18 protein-coding genes are annotated in these 15,451 nt (G+C 60.7%); 9 read left to right on the top strand and 9 right to left on the bottom strand.

Annotated features, from left to right (window positions below):
* The first annotated feature begins 35 nt into the window (after nucleotides 1–35).
* The 3 genes from typA (at nucleotide 36) to ppa (ending at nucleotide 3,220) form a co-directional block, all read left to right on the top strand.
* Entirely contained in the window at nucleotides 36–1,856 is a 1,821-nt protein-coding gene (typA, locus tag AAIH70_RS19795; RefSeq protein ID WP_132277291.1) for a translational GTPase TypA, read from the top strand.
* A gap of 200 nt (nucleotides 1,857–2,056) precedes the next feature.
* Nucleotides 2,057–2,563: a GNAT family N-acetyltransferase gene (locus AAIH70_RS19790; RefSeq protein WP_132277289.1), complete on the top strand. Its 507-nt coding sequence runs from the start codon at nucleotides 2,057–2,059 to the stop codon at nucleotides 2,561–2,563.
* Between the two features lie 123 nt (nucleotides 2,564–2,686).
* Nucleotides 2,687–3,220 (top strand): inorganic diphosphatase, encoded by a 534-nt coding sequence (gene ppa / locus AAIH70_RS19785; protein ID WP_132277287.1) that lies wholly within the window; start codon nucleotides 2,687–2,689, stop codon nucleotides 3,218–3,220.
* A gap of 4 nt (nucleotides 3,221–3,224) precedes the next feature.
* Here ppa and AAIH70_RS19780 read toward each other — a convergent pair whose 3' ends face one another.
* Both AAIH70_RS19780 and AAIH70_RS19775 read right to left on the bottom strand, forming a co-directional pair.
* Nucleotides 3,225–3,539, bottom strand: a complete 315-nt coding sequence (locus tag AAIH70_RS19780; RefSeq protein ID WP_132277285.1) for a DUF167 domain-containing protein — start codon at nucleotides 3,537–3,539, stop codon at nucleotides 3,225–3,227.
* Between the two features lie 11 nt (nucleotides 3,540–3,550).
* Nucleotides 3,551–3,895 carry a YggT family protein gene (locus AAIH70_RS19775; RefSeq protein ID WP_132277283.1) on the bottom strand — a complete coding sequence of 115 codons (345 nt, stop codon included), beginning with the start codon at nucleotides 3,893–3,895 and terminating at the stop codon, nucleotides 3,551–3,553.
* Between the two features lie 115 nt (nucleotides 3,896–4,010).
* On the opposite strand from AAIH70_RS19775, the gene AAIH70_RS19770 reads away from it, so the two are divergent.
* Nucleotides 4,011–5,255 carry an MFS transporter gene (locus AAIH70_RS19770; RefSeq protein WP_132277281.1) on the top strand — a complete coding sequence of 415 codons (1,245 nt, stop codon included), beginning with the start codon at nucleotides 4,011–4,013 and terminating at the stop codon, nucleotides 5,253–5,255.
* A 3-nt stretch (nucleotides 5,256–5,258) separates the two neighbouring features.
* Here AAIH70_RS19770 and AAIH70_RS19765 read toward each other — a convergent pair whose 3' ends face one another.
* The 6 genes from AAIH70_RS19765 to hemC form a co-directional block, all read right to left on the bottom strand.
* Nucleotides 5,259–6,029: a glutamine amidotransferase gene (locus AAIH70_RS19765; RefSeq protein WP_132277279.1), complete on the bottom strand. Its 771-nt coding sequence runs from the start codon at nucleotides 6,027–6,029 to the stop codon at nucleotides 5,259–5,261.
* A gap of 4 nt (nucleotides 6,030–6,033) precedes the next feature.
* Nucleotides 6,034–6,525: a TerB family tellurite resistance protein gene (locus AAIH70_RS19760; protein ID WP_132277277.1), complete on the bottom strand. Its 492-nt coding sequence runs from the start codon at nucleotides 6,523–6,525 to the stop codon at nucleotides 6,034–6,036.
* Nucleotides 6,525–8,216: a heme biosynthesis protein HemY gene (locus AAIH70_RS19755; RefSeq protein WP_132277275.1), complete on the bottom strand. Its 1,692-nt coding sequence runs from the start codon at nucleotides 8,214–8,216 to the stop codon at nucleotides 6,525–6,527. Before AAIH70_RS19755 ends, AAIH70_RS19760 begins: the two co-directional genes overlap by 1 nt.
* Before the next feature lie 9 nt (nucleotides 8,217–8,225).
* Entirely contained in the window at nucleotides 8,226–9,659 is a 1,434-nt protein-coding gene (locus AAIH70_RS19750; RefSeq protein WP_430035202.1) for a COG4223 family protein, read from the bottom strand.
* Between the two features lie 111 nt (nucleotides 9,660–9,770).
* Nucleotides 9,771–10,469, bottom strand: coding sequence for a uroporphyrinogen-III synthase (locus AAIH70_RS19745; RefSeq protein ID WP_132277271.1), 699 nt, complete (start codon nucleotides 10,467–10,469; stop codon nucleotides 9,771–9,773).
* Nucleotides 10,470–10,472: 3 nt separating this feature from the next.
* A complete protein-coding gene (gene hemC, locus AAIH70_RS19740) occupies nucleotides 10,473–11,402 on the bottom strand; it encodes a hydroxymethylbilane synthase (protein WP_132277269.1) in 930 nt (309 codons plus the stop codon).
* Between the two features lie 73 nt (nucleotides 11,403–11,475).
* On the opposite strand from hemC, the gene tsaD reads away from it, so the two are divergent.
* Genes tsaD through AAIH70_RS19715 form a run of 5 tightly spaced genes read left to right on the top strand, consistent with a single transcriptional unit; the run spans nucleotide 11,476 to nucleotide 14,989 of the window.
* Nucleotides 11,476–12,570 (top strand): tRNA (adenosine(37)-N6)-threonylcarbamoyltransferase complex transferase subunit TsaD, encoded by a 1,095-nt coding sequence (tsaD, locus tag AAIH70_RS19735; protein WP_132277267.1) that lies wholly within the window; start codon nucleotides 11,476–11,478, stop codon nucleotides 12,568–12,570.
* Nucleotides 12,567–13,556: an NAD(P)H-dependent glycerol-3-phosphate dehydrogenase gene (locus AAIH70_RS19730; protein ID WP_132277265.1), complete on the top strand. Its 990-nt coding sequence runs from the start codon at nucleotides 12,567–12,569 to the stop codon at nucleotides 13,554–13,556. The genes tsaD and AAIH70_RS19730 overlap by 4 nt, the downstream gene beginning before the upstream one ends.
* Nucleotides 13,557–13,581: 25 nt before the next feature.
* Nucleotides 13,582–13,878 carry a YciI family protein gene (locus AAIH70_RS19725; protein WP_132277263.1) on the top strand — a complete coding sequence of 99 codons (297 nt, stop codon included), beginning with the start codon at nucleotides 13,582–13,584 and terminating at the stop codon, nucleotides 13,876–13,878.
* Nucleotides 13,879–13,884: 6 nt separating this feature from the next.
* A complete protein-coding gene (locus AAIH70_RS19720; protein WP_132277261.1) occupies nucleotides 13,885–14,325 on the top strand; it encodes an EVE domain-containing protein in 441 nt (146 codons plus the stop codon).
* A gap of 19 nt (nucleotides 14,326–14,344) precedes the next feature.
* The gene (locus AAIH70_RS19715; RefSeq protein ID WP_132277259.1) at nucleotides 14,345–14,989 is read left to right on the top strand and encodes a class I SAM-dependent methyltransferase; all 645 of its coding nucleotides are present in this window, start codon (nucleotides 14,345–14,347) and stop codon (nucleotides 14,987–14,989) included.
* A gap of 7 nt (nucleotides 14,990–14,996) precedes the next feature.
* Here AAIH70_RS19715 and AAIH70_RS19710 read toward each other — a convergent pair whose 3' ends face one another.
* Nucleotides 14,997–15,404, bottom strand: a complete 408-nt coding sequence (locus AAIH70_RS19710) for a hypothetical protein (protein WP_132277257.1) — start codon at nucleotides 15,402–15,404, stop codon at nucleotides 14,997–14,999.
* Between the last annotated feature and the right edge of the window lie 47 nt (nucleotides 15,405–15,451).

Here is a 15,451-nt window from a genome sequence, read left to right as displayed (position 1 = left end):
CCAATAGTCGCGCCCCAGCCCCAGAGAAACTTGATATGGCACTTCGCAACATCGCGATCATCGCGCACGTTGACCATGGCAAAACAACGCTTGTCGACGAGCTCCTGAAGCAGTCCGGTTCGTTCCGTGAGAACCAGCGCGTTGCAGAACGCGTGATGGATTCGAACGATCTCGAAAAGGAACGCGGCATCACCATTCTCGCCAAGGCGACCTCGGTGGAGTGGAAGGGCGTTCGCATCAATATCGTCGACACCCCCGGCCACGCCGACTTCGGTGGCGAAGTTGAGCGTATCCTCTCGATGGTGGACGGCGCGATCGTTCTGGTCGACTCGTCGGAAGGCCCGATGCCGCAGACCAAGTTCGTGGTCGGCAAGGCGCTGAAGGTTGGTCTTCGCCCGATCGTCGCGATCAACAAGATCGACCGTCCGGACGGCCGCCACGAAGAAGTCATCAACGAAGTTTTCGACCTGTTCGCAAACCTCGACGCCACCGACGAGCAGCTCGACTTCCCGATCCTTTACGGTTCCGGTCGCGATGGCTGGATGAACGTCAACCCGGAAGGCCCGAAGGACGAAGGTCTGGCACCGCTGCTCGATCTGGTTCTCAAGCACGTTCCTGAGCCGACCGTCGAAGAAGGTCCGTTCCGCATGATCGGTACGCTTCTCGAAGCCAACCCGTTCCTCGGCCGCATCATCACCGGTCGCGTCGCTTCCGGCTCGATCAAGCCGAACCAGGCCGTCAAGGTTCTGGCTCAGGACGGCAAGACCGTTGAAACCGGCCGTATTTCCAAGATCCTCGCATTCCGCGGCATCGAGCGTACCGCTATCGATGAAGCAATCGCTGGCGACATCGTTGCCATCGCCGGTCTGTCCAAGGGTACCGTTGCCGATACGTTCTGCGATCCTTCGGTCTCGGAAGCGATGACGGCTCAGCCGATCGATCCGCCGACCGTCACCATGTCCTTCATCGTCAACGACAGCCCGCTTGCCGGCACCGAAGGCGACAAGGTCACCAGCCGCGTCATCCGCGATCGTCTGTTCAAGGAAGCCGAAGGCAACGTTGCACTGAAAATCGAAGAAGCCGAAGGCAAGGATTCGTTCTACGTGTCCGGCCGTGGCGAACTTCAGCTCGCCGTTCTGATCGAAACCATGCGCCGCGAAGGCTTTGAGCTTGCCGTGTCGCGTCCGCGCGTCGTCATGCACAAGGACGAGAACGGCGTCACCATGGAGCCGATCGAAGAAGTCGTCATCGACGTTGATGAAGAACATTCCGGCGTCGTCGTTCAGAAGATGTCCGAGCGCAAGGCCGAGATGACCGAACTGCGTCCTTCGGGCGGCAGCCGCGTTCGCCTCAAGTTCCTCGCTCCGACCCGCGGCCTGATCGGCTACCAGTCGGAACTGCTGACCGACACGCGCGGTACGGCCATCATGAACCGCCTGTTCAACGACTATCAGCCTTACAAGGGTGAAATCGCTGGCCGTTCCAACGGCGTTCTGCTCTCCAACCAGTCTGGTGAAGCTGTCGCTTACGCGATGTTCAACCTGGAAGATCGCGGCCCGATGATCATCGAGCCGGGTGAAAAGGTTTATGCCGGCATGATCATTGGCATCCACACCCGCGATAACGACCTTGAGGTCAACGTCCTGAAGGGCAAGCAGCTGACGAACATCCGTTCGGCCGGCAAGGACGAAGCCGTCCGCCTGACCCCGCCGATCCGCATGACGCTCGACCGCGCTCTCTCCTGGATCCAGGACGACGAGCTGATGGAAGTGACGCCGAAGTCGATCCGCCTGCGCAAGATCTACCTCGACGCCAACGACCGCAAGCGCTTCGACAAGTCGAAAGCCGCTCTCTGATCTACGTCTTAACCAAGACCATAAAACCCGGCCTCAGTGCCGGGTTTTTTAATGTGCTTTGGTTCGGCACAGGCTTGTCGTGATCGTTAAAAATGCGTTAACCTTCACGGAAGTTTAATGGCTGATTAGCCTGTGGGCAACGCAACCCGGAGTCACTGCCGGGATTGGCGAATCAGCCCTCGCGGGACCAGAGTGGCGTTATGAAGACGTTATCCATAGATGTGCGGCGCGCCGAGCCCAATGATGCCCGGGAGATCTCCGAGGTGCACCGGGCTGCGTGGGCGCAGGCCTATACGGGCCTCATCCCCCACAAGCCGCTCACGCAGATGCTGGAGCGCCGAAACGAAAACTGGTGGCGCAAGGCTGCGCGCGGCCCCGCAACGCTGCTGGTGCTCGATGTCGCCGGAACCATTGCCGGTTACGCCACTGTCGGCCTGAACCGGGCCAAGGCGCTGCCTCAGGATGGCGAAATCTACGAAATCTATCTGCGCCCGGAATATCAGGGCATCGGCCTTGGCCGCCGCCTGTTCGGAGAAACGCGCCGCCTGCTGAAATCGCTTGGCTGCAACGGGCTTGTCGTCTGGTGCCTGGAGGACAGTGAGAGCGCCACGAGTTTCTTCCGCCGTCATGGCGGTCACGATCTTGCCGAAGGCATGGAGGATTTCGGCGGTGCGCATCTGCGCAAGATCGGTTTCGTCTGGCCGTAAATGCCGCGATGGTGCGGCTGCCTGTCCGAGCATCACTCGGATTGGATGGTAAATGGCAGGTTGCCATGGCTTTCAAATCCCGATATCCAAACCCTCGAATGTTCAACATTATCGAGGATTAGAATGCGTATCGACGCGATTTCCATCGGCAAGAATCCGCCTGAAGATGTCAATGTCATCGTTGAAGTGCCGGTCGGCGGTCAGCCGATCAAGTACGAGATGGACAAGGATGCAGGCGCGCTGGTCGTCGATCGTTTCCTCTACACGCCGATGACCTATCCGGGTAACTACGGTTTCGTGCCGCACACATTGTCGGAAGACGGTGACCCGATCGACGTCCTGATCTGCAACACGCGTCCGCTGGTTCCGGGTTGCGTCATCAACGTCCGTCCGATCGGCGTGATGATCATGGAAGACGATGGCGGCAAGGATGAGAAGATCATCGCCGTACCGTCGCCGAAGCTGACGCGTCGCTACGACAAGATCCAGAACTACACCGATATGCCGGAAATCACGCTCAAGCAGATCGAGCACTTCTTCGAGCACTACAAGGATCTGGAGCCCGGCAAGTGGGTGAAGATCGGCGGCTGGCAGGGCGTTGACGTTGCCAAGAAGCTGATCGTCGAAGCGATCGAGCGTTACGAGGCGCAGAAGTAAGCCTTCAGGCGCCCGTCAGCATATCCAGCTGTTTTGACAAATCCTCCGGGTCGCCATCGATCCGGAGGATTTTTTTGCGCGCTGTTTCCCCGGTGATGACGGTTATCGCGCTTTTCGGTACGCGCAGCTCTTTTGAAAGAAGCGCGATGAGCGCCTTGTTCGCCTTGCCGTTTTCGGGAACTGCGGACACGCGCGCCTTCAGATAGGCGTCGCCATCGGCATCCTTCTCGATGCCGTCGATAGAATCGCGGCCCCCGTTCGGCGTCAGCCGGACCGAGAGCCGCAGATGGTCGTCATGCAGTCTGAACGGCGTGTTCAAACCAGCCGTATTCAAGAGACCAGCGAGATCAGCGCCGGTGCAATCGGGTTCGCGATGATCATCTGCAGGAAATAGATGAGCAGGATCAGCACGATCGGCGAGATATCGATACCGCCGAGGTTCGGCATCACGCGCCGGATCGGGCGCAGAACCGGCTCCGTCACGTTGTAGAGGAACGAACCGATCGAATTGACGAACTGGTTGCCCGAATTGATGACGTTGAACGCGTAGAGCCAGGAGAAGATGGCGCTGGCGATAAGAATGTAGACAAAAAACGTCAGTGCCATCTGAATGACTTGGATCAGAGCGAAAATAATGCCCGCCATCGAGTTCTCCATTTCGTGGTTGACAGACATGTAGACATTGAGGCCTTAACGAGCAAGTACCGCGCCGTTGGCTCAGACGAAACATGTTTAACGCGCGCTCATGACAGGCCTGCCGGTTTTCCGGCCCTCTGAAAGTGCGTTTCCAATGAGCATCTCGTCTACGGGGGACCGTTTTGCCGCTTTCCGGCACCGCTCCTACTCGCTGTTCTTCTCATCCCGCTTCCTTGCCGCCTTCGCCATCCAGATCGTCAGTGTCTCGGTCGGCTGGCAGATGTATGAAGTCACGCGCAACACGCTGTATCTCGGGTTGATCGGTCTCGTTCAGTTCCTGCCGGCGCTGTTGCTCATTCTTGTCACCGGTTCGGTTGCCGACCGTTATAATCGGCGTGTCATCGTTTCGGCCTGCATGGCGCTGGCTGCCATTTCTGCCGCAGCGCTGCTTGGGCTGACACTGGCCGGCGCATTCGAGCCGCTGCCTGTGTTCATCATTCTCGTCCTGTTCGGCATCGAGCGCGCCTTCATGGGGCCGGCCGTGCAGTCGCTTGCGCCCAATCTGGTGCCGGAAAAGGATCTGGCCAACGCCATCGCCTGGAATTCGTCGTCATGGCAGATGGCATCGATCATCGGCCCGGTGGCCGGCGGTCTGCTCTATGGTCTCGGCGCGTCGGTTGCCTATTCGGTTGCGCTGGGCATGTTCATTCTCGGTGCCGTTCTGGTCTCGATCATTCCGAAACCGGCGCAGCGGACGTCCTCCAAGGCCACAAGCTGGACGGAAATCCTGGCAGGCTTCCACTTCATCAGCCGCGAGAAGGTGGTGCTGGGTGCCATTTCGCTCGACCTTTTTGCCGTGCTTCTTGGCGGCGCGGTGGCGCTGATGCCGGTGTTTGCCACGGATGTGCTGGCACTCGGCCCGCTCGGTCTCGGCCTGCTGCGCTCGGCGCCGGGCGTCGGTGCCATCATCGTGGCGATCTGGTTGGCGTTCCGGCCCATCCAGCACAATGCCGGCATCGCCATGTTCGTCGGTGTCGCGTTGTTCGGTATCGGAACGGCAATTTTCGGCTTGTCGCAAACGCCATGGATTTCGATTGCAGCGCTTGCCCTGATGGGCGCTTCCGACATGATCTCGGTCTATGTGCGCGAAACGCTGATTGCGCTCTGGACGCCGGACGAGGTGCGCGGCCGCGTCAACGCCGTCAACAGCGTGTTTATCGGCGCTTCCAACGAACTGGGCGAGTTCCGCGCCGGCACGATGGCACATATCATCGGTGCGGTTCCGGCTGTCGTCATCGGCGGGTTTGGAACACTGGCGGTGGCGGTGATCTGGTCGCTAAGCTTTCCGCAACTGCGCAAGATCGACAGCCTGCAGGCGCCGGATCGGACGGAAAGATAAGCTTCAGGCGTTCGCCGATTTCGGGGCCGGGCTGTATCTTGGCAGTTCGGCTTCCAGCTTTTTCGGTTCGAAAATCAGATCGAGATAGTTCCATAGCCATTCCCTGAGCGGCTGGTCGAACAGCATGCGGCCTTCCAGATGTCGGCTGCCGACCTGCGCGTTCGGCATGGTGAACCGCTCGGCGCCATGCACGACCCAGCGCTGCATCATGGCGCGGGTGAGTTCTGCATGAAACTGTACGCCCCAGGCATTGTCGCCGTAGCGTATGGCCTGATGGGGATAGGTATCGCCTTCGGCAAGCAGTTGCGCGCCACGCGGCACCTCAAAACCCTCGCGGTGAAACTGATAGACCATCTTTGGCCAGTGCATGAGAAGCCGTCCATGCTCGGTCGGGCGTAGCGGGTACCAGCCGATTTCGGTCATGCCCTGTTTGTCGGCGTGTACCTTGCCGCCGAGATGGCGCACCAGCATCTGCGCGCCGAGGCAAATGCCGAGATAGGGCTTGTTTTCCTTGAGCGGCACCTTGATCCAGTCGATCTCGGCCTTGACGAATTCATGTTCGTCATTGGCGCTCATCGGCCCGCCAAACACGACGGCGCCGGAATGGCTGGCCAGTGTCGATGGCAGGCTGTCACCCAGCGCCGGTCGGCGAATATCGAGGGGATAGCCTTTTTCCAACAGCATCTGTCCGACGCGTCCGGGTGAAGAGCGTTCCTGATGCAACACAACAAGAACCGGAGCTTTATTGGAGCGTCGGGCAGGCGCGGCTATCATCTGTCTAGTCCTCAGTCTCCAAGGCAACCGGCTGGGCGTCCGGCCTGGCGCGTGAGGCGGCCTGTTGCCGCAACAGAACACGGTCTCGAGAAGATACACCCAGCAAATCGGCGACCCGCCAGATGACGTGGTCTTCCATTTCGCTGCGGTCACCATCGGCATAAACGAGATCCCAGAGGATGCCGAGCAGTTCTGTGCATTCCTCCGGCGACAGATGCCGTTTCAGATCCGAGGTGAAGCGGTAATAGTCGACCGCCTCAAGTCCAGCTTCCTGACCAGCCTCAATCAGTGCCTGCAATTGACCGCTTGTCAGACCGTAACGTACGCCGAGCAGGTCCTTCAGGCGTTGCATTTCGGACTTCGAAACCTTGCCGTCTGCCTCCATGACCTGAAAACAGAGGGCTGCAAATGCCACGCGCGGATCGTCGCCCGAAAATTCGTTTTCGGAGCGGCCGACCGTCAGTGTCTGGAGAAAGGCCTGTATCCTCTCCAGCATCAATAGAGCCTCAACCGTGTCGGGGCTTCGTTGCTTGCAGCCTGGTCCTTTACGCCCGGATCATCCGGCGGCCGGCCATTGAACGGATCAGGTTCCGCTACGCTCGGCGCAGTGTCGGTTTTTGCCGGTACCGGCGTTTGCGCTGTGGCTGGTGTCCTTGCTGGTGTCGGGGCCGGTTTGGCAATCGGCTTTTCCTCAATCTTCACGAAGGTTAGCGGTGAAAATTTTTGCGTTTCGGTCTGTGCAGGGGAAGGAGCAGGTGTCGGTTCCGCAACGGTGGAGGTTTTCTGCTCCGACTTCGTCTCCGCAGCCTTCACATCCGTCCGCTCCGGCGCCGTGTGGACGGCCGGCAGGCTGGCGATTGCAGTTTCCGCAAGCCTGCCTTCTTCGACCGGTCCTTCCAACTGACCAAAAGGCGCCTTCCACTCGAATGCGTCGAGGCGGCCGGTGGCCGGCGAGACAGGCAGCCAGTGATCTGAAACGATGCCGTCTGCTACCCAGGACGGGTCGCGCGGCGCGCGCAGGGCCTGTCCCATCCAGTGGCGAACGCGACCCTGATCACCAGTGTCGGCCTCTTCGATATCGGCAAGAAGCAGATAGACGCCTTCACGGGAATCGATACGGGCAGCGGCTTCCGCCTTGGCGCGGGCCTTGTCGAAATCCCTGGCATCGAGTGCTGCACGGGCGACTGCGATCAGCGATTCGACGTTGTTCGGTCGCATCGCTTCCAGCTTTTCGGCGCGTTTCAGGCGGTCGGCCGTGCTGTCGCCGCTGCGGGCGCGAACATAGGTCTCGGCAACATCCGGATGCGGTGTGATTTTCCAGATGCTTTCGAGCACGGATGCCGTCTTGCGCAGATTGTTTTCGCGCGCATAGGCCTTGGCGGCGATGATGCCGGCGGGCACCAAATCCTTGGCCAGTTTCAATGCAGCGGTCGCATCGTCGCGGGCGCCGCGCGGATCACCTTCGAGCTTTTCACCGGCCTTGGCGGTCAGAAGCACGGCCTTCCAGCGATCGGCCTTGTCACGCTCGATCACACCGGCAATGCGCTGCTGGTCGAGAAGGCGGATGGCGTCATCCCAGCGTCCGGCCTGACAGCGATATTCCAAAGTCGCCTGAGCGGCCCATGGCAGGTAAGGCGCGTTTTCGGCAGCGCTCTCGGCATATTGCCGGGCGGCTTCATCGGCGCCGAGGCGGCGGGCTTCCATATAGAGACCACGCAGCCCGATTTCGCGGGTTTCCGGATCCTGCGACATGGCTTCGAAAATCGAACGGGCCTCGTCATGCTTGCCTTCGATCAAAGCCGTCTGTGCTTCGAGAAGCAGGATCAGCGGCTCCTGATCGGCGCGAATGAGACTGCGGCTGCGCAGGCTCATCTTGCGGGCAAGCGTTGCGTTGCCGGCGCCGGCGGCAATCAGGCCGGTGGAAAGCGCCTGGTAACCGCGGTCACGCTTGCGGGCGCGAAAATGGCGTTGCACCAGATGCGGCGAACTCCAGATGATGCGCACCAGCCAGCCGATGAACATCATGGCGGCAACGATGGCGACCAGAAGGGTGGCAGCCACCATCAGGCTGGTCTCGATCAACTGACCCTGCCAGGTAATGGAAATCAGGCCGGGACGATCGGCGAGCCAGGAAAAGCTCCAACCCAGACCGAGAACGACGATGGCGAATATGAACAAACGGATCATCGAAGAACCTCAGCCTGCATTGCTGGCGCCGGCAATGGCGCGGTTGAGTGTGTTGTCGACGAGGCCATCAACCTCGATGCGGGCATCAAGCGTCTGCTTGTAGGCAACCGAGGCATCCTTGGCAGACTGCGGCAAGGCTTCCCACTCGCTGGTCGCGCCCTTGAGATTGCCCTTGCGCAGCTGGTCCTCCATGCGGGCAACGATCGCTTCGGGCGTATCACCCTCGACATCGCCGACCGGGCGCACCTTGACCATCTGCATGGCGCTGGACAGTAGCCGGCTACCGACCCCTGCCTGCTCATCCGTCTGATTGGCGGCGTTCAGAATGGCGTTGGCTGTCTGCGGAAATTTCTGGACCAGATCGGATGCGGACGGCACGCCGCTCTGGGCAAATTTTCCCAGCACCTGCACGGCCGGATCATCTCCGGCGATACCGGAAAATGTCTGCAATTCGCCGGTGAAGGGGCCGCCGCGGTCGATGGCTGTTTTCAGGGCCGAAGCGGCAAGCGCCTTGGCGACCGCCTCTTCGCGGCCGGGCTGATCAACCTTGGCTTCCAATGCGGCCAGTCGCTGCGTCAGGGCGTCTGAGGCCGCAGTGTTGGAGCCGGCCTCGGTGATCCGCGCTTCCAGTGCCGCCAGCCGATCAGAAATCTCGGTGCTGCCACCGGTGGCACCATTGCCGGCCGCAGCGGTTGCCTTGAGCGCCTCGATGGCGGCGGTGCTGGAGGCAAGCTGCTGGTTCAGGCTGTCGATCTGCTGCTGCAGGGTTGCCGTTTCGGTGGAACTGCCCCCGGATGAGCCGGGAATGACGCCTGCGTAAAACATGCTGCCGACCAGTGCCAGGGCGACGACGCCACCAACAATGCCGGCGGCAATCAGCGAACTGGTGGCAGGAGATTGGCGGGGTTGTTCCTTGGCGGGTGCCGATGTCGATGTGGAGCCGGGGCCGGCTTTTGCCGAAGCCGATGTTGCTCCGGCAATCGGGGCGCTCGTACCGGCGGTGCTGGTGCCAAAAGGTTTGTTTGGCGTGTCGACGCCTGAGGTGCCCGTGCTGCTGGCAGCTGAGGCAGAGGCTGAAGACGGGCTCGATGTCGGTGCGCTGGTCGCCGGACCTGTCTTATCTGAAGCGCGGGCGGCGCTGTGCTTGGTGACTTCAGGTGTTTTGCCGGATTCGGCATTACCCCTTGGGGCGCTTACAGACACTGCTGGTTTCACGTCCGCCGGTTTGGTGTCTTGCGGGCCTGTTGCCGTGGATGCCGATTGAGCAACGGGTGGCTTTTCGGAAACCACGGACTCGGCATCCTTCTTCGCGGCATTCACAGGTGCGTCGCTGTCATCACTGCGCACGGGCGTGGCGATCGTGCTGACGTCGTCGGCCGCAAGATCGATCGTGACGGGAGACTTGTCCGATTTGGAGCGGCGTGGGGGCTTGTCCGAAACCATGGCAACCTCATTTTTCTGCATTCAAAACAAAAGTAGACAGCACGACCAACGAAGGGAAGGGGCGCGACCCGAATTAGGCCGTTGTCGGTGCCTTGTTATCTGCCGTGATGGTTACAGAAGTGCCAGCAAGGCGGCTTCATCGGGGCGCTCGGCAATCTTCACGCTGTCTTGTAGAGCGGTTGGCACTTCTTCTGCCACGCGGGCGCTCAGGCAGGCGATGATGCCGGCAGACAATGCCGCGAGGTTTTCGGCGATTGCCGGAAGCGCGAAAAAAAGCCGGGCTGTTTCGCGTGAATGGAAAAGAATGGCGCCGGGTGGCGGGTCAAGCAGTGCGAGAATATCTGCCGGTGCCGGTGCAAGCGGCACCATCTCGTAACATTCGATGACGGAAAGCGGGATGTCTTCCGCCTGAAGTGCCTTTTCAAAGGTTGGTGACCGTGGTTTTCCCGTCAGGTAAACCACGCCAGTTGGTGCATTCCGGGCAATCAGCGCGGCAAGCGAAGCGCCATCGCCATCGGCGATCTCGATCGTCTTGAAACCGGCCTGTTGTGCGGCTGCAGCGGTCTTGCGGCCAACGGCGAACAGCGGTGTCGCCAGATGATCGGAGAGATCGAAATCTGCAAGTGCCCGCAGTGCTTCCGCACTTGTCAGCGCGATGGCCGGATATTTTCGGACCAACAGTTCGCGGACCCGATCCGTCAGGTGTCGGGCTTTGCTCAGCGGAAGCAACAGCGGTTCGTGGCCCATGCCGCGAAGCGTTGCGGCGGTGGCCTCAGCCCTGTCTTGCGGCCGCGTCACCACCACCCGCATCGGTCAGCTCCAGCTTGAAAAGAAGCCGGGGCCGGCGGCGGTGCGCACCGCTTCGCCCGCTTGTCTGCCGAGCTTGACCGCATTGGCGCGCGAACCATCGATGCTGATGGCATGTTCGCGCGTGCCATCCGGCGTCAGGATCAGGCCGGAAAATTTCAGGTGATCACCATCGAGGATCGTATAACCGGCGATCGGTGTGCGACAGGAACCGTCCAGCACTTCCAGGAAGGCACGCTCGCAGGACACTGCGTCATAGGTTGGCTTGTGGTTGATGCCTTCCAGCAGGTCGAGGACGCGCCGGTCGCCAACGCGGCTTTCGATACAGATCGCGCCTTGCGCCGGTGCCGGTGGAAATTCGGTCGGGTCGAGAAGCTCGGTGACCACATCCTCGCGGCCAAGACGTTTCAGGCCGGCGAGTGCCAGAAGCGTCGCGTCGACCTGACCTTCATTGAGCTTGCGCAGACGGGTTTCCACCGAACCGCGGAACACGATGACCTCGATATCCGGGCGCATCCGGCGGATCAGGGCCTGTCGGCGCAAAGAGGCAGAGCCGACGACGGCGCGGTCGGGCAGGGCGGTCAGGCTGGGCGCAGTGCGGCCGACCACGGCATCACGAAAATCCTCGCGTGGCAGATAGGCGGAAATCTCCAGCCCTTCCGGCAGCCATGTCGGCATGTCCTTCGACGAATGAACGGCAAAATCCAGCTCGCCGGACAGCAGTTGCTGTTCCAGTTCTTCGGTGAACAGGCCCTTGCCACCGATCTCGCTGAGCGCCCGGTCGGTGATGCGGTCGCCCTTGGTGGACAATACCACGACCTCGAACATCTCCTCGGGCAGGCCGTGGGCCTCCATCAGGCGGGAACGGGTTTCGGCGGCCTGGGCTAGGGCCAGCGGGCTGCCACGCGTGCCGATCCGGAAAGGTTTTGTTTGCATCCGCAGTCATCCATTGTTAGGCGGTAGCTTCGTAACCGGCTTCTAGCCCCATCGCAATCAATCCGACAGACCCATGGCACCGTTTCTGCGTATTCTCGGCATCGAAACCAGCTGCGACGAGACCGCCGCGGCGGTGGTCGCACGTCACGACGATGGCCGCGGCGAAATTCTCTCGGACGTTGTTTTTTCTCAACTTGAGGAGCACAGCGCCTATGGTGGCGTGGTGCCGGAGATTGCCGCGCGTGCCCATGTCGAAGCCGTCGATGGGCTGATCGACGAGGCGCTTGCCCGCGCCAATCTGTCGCTGTCGGATATCGATGCGATTGCCGCAACCTCCGGTCCCGGTCTGATCGGCGGCCTGCTGGTCGGGCTGATGACGGCCAAGGCGATGGCGCTTGCCACCGGCAAGCCGCTTTATGCGATCAACCATCTCGAAGGCCATGCGCTGACGGCGCGACTGACGGATGGATTGTCCTTCCCCTATCTGATGCTGCTGGTCTCCGGTGGTCATACGCAGCTTATTCTGGTCAAGGGTGTCGGCGAATACGAGCGTTGGGGCACGACGATCGATGACGCGCTTGGCGAAGCCTTCGACAAGACGGCAAAGCTGCTTGGTCTGCCTTATCCCGGTGGTCCCGCCGTCGAGAAGGCGGCGCTTTCCGGTAATCCGGATCGTTTTGTCCTGCCGCGTCCGCTGGTCGGCGAGGCGCGCCTCGATTTTTCCTTCTCCGGCCTGAAGACGGCCGTACGGCAGGCGGCGACCGAGATCGCACCGCTTTCCGATCAGGATGTTGCCGATATCTGTGCGTCCTTCCAGAAGGCGATTTCGCGCACGCTGAAGGACCGCATTGGCCGTGGCCTTGCGCGGTTCAAGGCGGAATATCCGGGCATGGCTGAGCCGGCGCTGGTCGTTGCCGGTGGCGTTGCCGCCAATCAGGAAATTCGCCGAACGCTGCAGGCGCTGTGCTCCGAACACCGCTTCCGCTTTATCGCGCCGCCCATGAATCTCTGCACCGACAACGCCTCGATGATCGCCTGGGCAGGGCTGGAGCGCATGGCAAACGACGTTGCGCCCGATACGCTGCAGGTCGCGCCGCGTTCGCGCTGGCCGCTCGATGCCGAAGCGCAGACGCTGCTTGGTTCCGGCAAGAGGGGAGCCAAGGCATGAGCGGACGACAGAAGATTGCCGTCATCGGCGCCGGTGCTTTCGGAACGGCGCTTGCCACTGTCATGGCGCTGGATGGCCGATCGGATGTGACGCTTGTCGGGCGTGATCTGGCATTGATGGCCGACCTGCGTAATGACCGCATGCATGATGCGGCTTTGCCGGGTGTGCCGCTGCCGGATGGTCTGCAGTTTTCGGCAGAGCCGGATGCGCTGGAGCAGGCTGACCTCGTACTCTTCGCCATGCCGGCGCAGGCGCATGATGCCGCCGCGCATTATTACGGTCCTTATCTGCGCGGTGACGTCGTGGTCGTCACCTGTGCCAAGGGTATCGAACGCTCGAGCGGGCGCATGCTGACCGACGTGCTGAAAGCGTCATTGCCGAACAATGCGGTTGCAGTCCTGTCCGGTCCCGGTTTTGCTGCCGATATTGCTCGTGGCCTGCCGACGGCCATGTCGATTGCCGCCGAAGATCTGAGCGTTGCCGAACATCTGGCGCAAACCATTTCCAGCCCGACATTTCGCCTTTATGCATCGAGCGATCGTATCGGCGTGCAATTGGGCGGCGCGTTGAAAAACGTGCTGGCGATTGCCTGCGGTGTCGTGGAAGGCGCCGGACTTGGCGATAGTGCACGAGCGGCATTGATTGCGCGTGGTCTTGCGGAAATGTCGCGTCTGGTCGTGGCGCTGGGCGGCTCTGCCGATACCGTTCGCGGCCTTTCCGGTCTTGGCGATCTTGTGCTGACGGCCACAAGTCATCAATCGCGCAATCTGCGTTTCGGCATCGCGCTCGGCGAAGGCGTTCCGGCGGATGCGGCGGCCGGCGGGCTGGTTGAAGGTGCGCATACCGCGTCCGTTGCCGTCCGGTTGGCGCGCGAAAATGGTATCGAGATGCCGGTGGCCGAAGCGGTTGCCGCCATCATCGATGGCCGGCTCGGCGTGCGCGCCGCCATGGAAGCGTTGATGACGCGACCGATCACCACCGAATAATTTTTGTCACGGGAGTTCTGACACCATGCCTCTCTTCTCCTTCATCTGCACCGACAAGCCGAATTCGCTCGAACTGCGCATGGCCACGCGCCCGCCGCATGTGGAGCATCTGACCGCGCTCAACGAAAAGGGCATCCTGAAAATGGCAGGTCCGTTTCTCGATGCCGATGGCAAGCCGAATGGCAGCCTTGTCATCGTCGAAACGGCGACGATCGAGGAAGCCAGGGCTTTGGCCGATGCCGATCCTTACGCAAAGGCCGGTCTGTTCGAGAAGGTCGAAGTGAAACCGTTCAACTGGGTTTTCAACCCGCCGAAGGCTTGATCATCCATGGCTTACTGGCTCTACAAATCCGAACCGAATGTCTGGTCCTGGGAACAGCAGAAAGCCAAGGGCGCTGCCGGCGAGGAATGGACAGGCGTTCGTAACTATCTGGCGCGCAACAACATGCGCGCCATGAAAATCGGCGACAAGGGGTTCTTCTATCACTCCAACGAGGGGCTGGAGATCGTCGGTATCGTCGAGGTCTGCGCCCTGTCGCATCCCGATTCGTCGGCCAAGGGCGATCCGAAGTGGGATTGCGTCGATATCCGCGCCGTCATGGATGTACCGAAGCCGGTCACACTCAAGGACGTCAAGGCTAATCCGAAATTCGAGAAGATGGCGCTCGTCACCTCGATGCGTCTTTCGGTACAGCCGGTCACGGAAGAGGAATATTTCGAGATCTGCCGCCTCGGTGGTGTCGATAATCCTCCGAAGTCTCCGGATTGACCCGAGAGACGAGTGTGGCGTGAAGACCGATCCCAAAAACTTCATTCTCGCCAATACCGATCTCATGCGACCGCCGCATGTGCCGGAGGTGCTTTTGCATCTGGCAAGCGAAGCGCATGATCTCTGGCTGAAAACCGAGGATGAGTTGCAGGAGATCGGCCTGCCACCGCCCTTCTGGGCTTTTGCCTGGGCGGGTGGGCAAGGACTTGCCCGGTATGTTCTCGATCATCCCGAGCTTGTTGCCGGCAAGCGCGTGCTGGATTTTGCGACCGGTTCCGGGCTGGTGGCGATTGCTGCGATGAAAGCCGGAGCATCGCATGTTCTGGCCGTGGATATCGATCCATGGGTCGGCACGGCGCTGGCGCTCAATGCTGCCGCCAATGATGTCGAGGTCGAATTTGTCCGTGATGACCTGATCGGCCATTCTGTCGAAGCGGATATCGTTCTTGCCGGCGACGTTTTTTACGATCGTGATTTTGCCGCGGCACTGACGCCCTGGTTCAAGCGGTTGACGGCAGAAGGCCGTCAGGTGCTCGTTGGTGATCCGGGTCGCAGCTATTGCCCAATGAGCGAACTTGTTGCGCTGGCAAGTTACGAGGTTCCGGTCACCCGGGTGCTGGAAGACAGCGAGATCAAACGAACCACCGTCTGGCAGTTCGCCTGAAAATCGTTCAGCGATCGCCGCGAATCACGCAGACGCCCGATTCCATGACGCAGCCGGAGCGCGGCGCAAAGGCGTCATTATAGGCAACGGTATCCACATCGATGATCTTTGCTTTCGGCGCCAGAACGGTGATGGACTTCTTTGCTTCACGCCTGTCGTCGAGTGATACGAACCTGCCGTAAATTCTGGCGTTCACGATGGCGACGCTGCCATGGCGGATGAAATACGAAGGATAACGACCTTCGTAGCTACGGCTCGCGCGACCTTGATCGCCATTGTACGATTGAACGCTGATATTGTTGCCAAGAGGCCCGTTGCCGCTGCCGAGAGATCTGTCGCTGGCATTGGCGATGGGTGCGGCGCACACAAACAGAAGAGCGGCAGTCATGCCGCCGAAGATGCTTTTCGCCATCATGGCGGATCCTCCGAACGCATTACGGTTAACCAATCGTTAACACATAG

The organism is Neorhizobium sp. BT27B (assembly GCF_050455485.1).
GTDB lineage: Bacteria > Pseudomonadota > Alphaproteobacteria > Rhizobiales > Rhizobiaceae > Neorhizobium.
This window is presented reverse-complemented; position numbering and strand designations above follow the sequence as displayed.